This is a genomic window from Teichococcus deserti (assembly GCF_001982615.1).
Taxonomy (GTDB): Bacteria; Pseudomonadota; Alphaproteobacteria; order Acetobacterales; family Acetobacteraceae; genus Pseudoroseomonas; species Pseudoroseomonas deserti.
In genome coordinates, this window is record NZ_MLCO01000135.1 from 1 (window position 1) to 705 (window position 705).

Genomic DNA, 705 nt, shown 5'->3' on the forward strand with positions numbered 1-705 from the left:
TGCGTCGTGGTCAGCGCGCCCACCTGGGTGGTGGTCAGCGCCGCCATCTGGGTGCTGGTCAGGCCCTTGAGCTGGGTCACCGTCAGCACGCCGACATCGGTCGACTCAAGTGCCGCGAACTGCGTCGTGGTCAGCGCGCCCAGCTGCGCCGAGCTCAGCCCCAGGATCTGCGTCGTGGTCAGCGCGGCGAGATCGGTGGTCTCGAAGCCGCGCACCTGGCTGGTGCTGAGCGCGTTCAGCTGGGTGGTGGTCAGGCTTTGCGCCTGGGTGGTGTCCAGCGCGCCGATCTGCGTGCTGGTCAGCCCCTTCACCTGGGTCGCCGACAGGTTGCGCAGCTGGGTCGTGGTCAGCGCGCCCACCTGGGTGGTGGTCAGCGCGGCGAGCTGCGTCGAGGCCAGGCCGCGCAGCTGCGAGGTGCTGAGCACCGCGAGGTCGGTCGATTCGAGCGCCGCCACCTGGCTGGTCTGCAGCGCCGCCAGCTGCGTCGTCGACAGCACCCCGATCTGCGTCGTGGTCAGCGCCGCCAGCTGGGTGGCCGCCAGGCTGCGGATGTCGCTGGTCTTCAGCGCCGCGACCGCGGTGGTGGAGAGGCCCTGGATCTGGGTGGTGGTGAGGGAGCCGATGACAGCCATGGTCTCTGACCTTCGCGCCGAGTTTTTCTTGGGGGGTGGGGGTTAGGCGGCAGCAGGACCGCCCGCGGGGGCG

Annotated in this window: 1 protein-coding gene; it reads right to left on the bottom strand. The window is 70.6% G+C overall.

The window, feature by feature from the left end:
• Window positions 1-632 (bottom strand): hypothetical protein (locus BKE38_RS14385; protein WP_420014329.1); only part of this gene is annotated, 632 nt, incomplete at its 3' end.
• Window positions 633-705 lie beyond the last annotated feature (73 nt).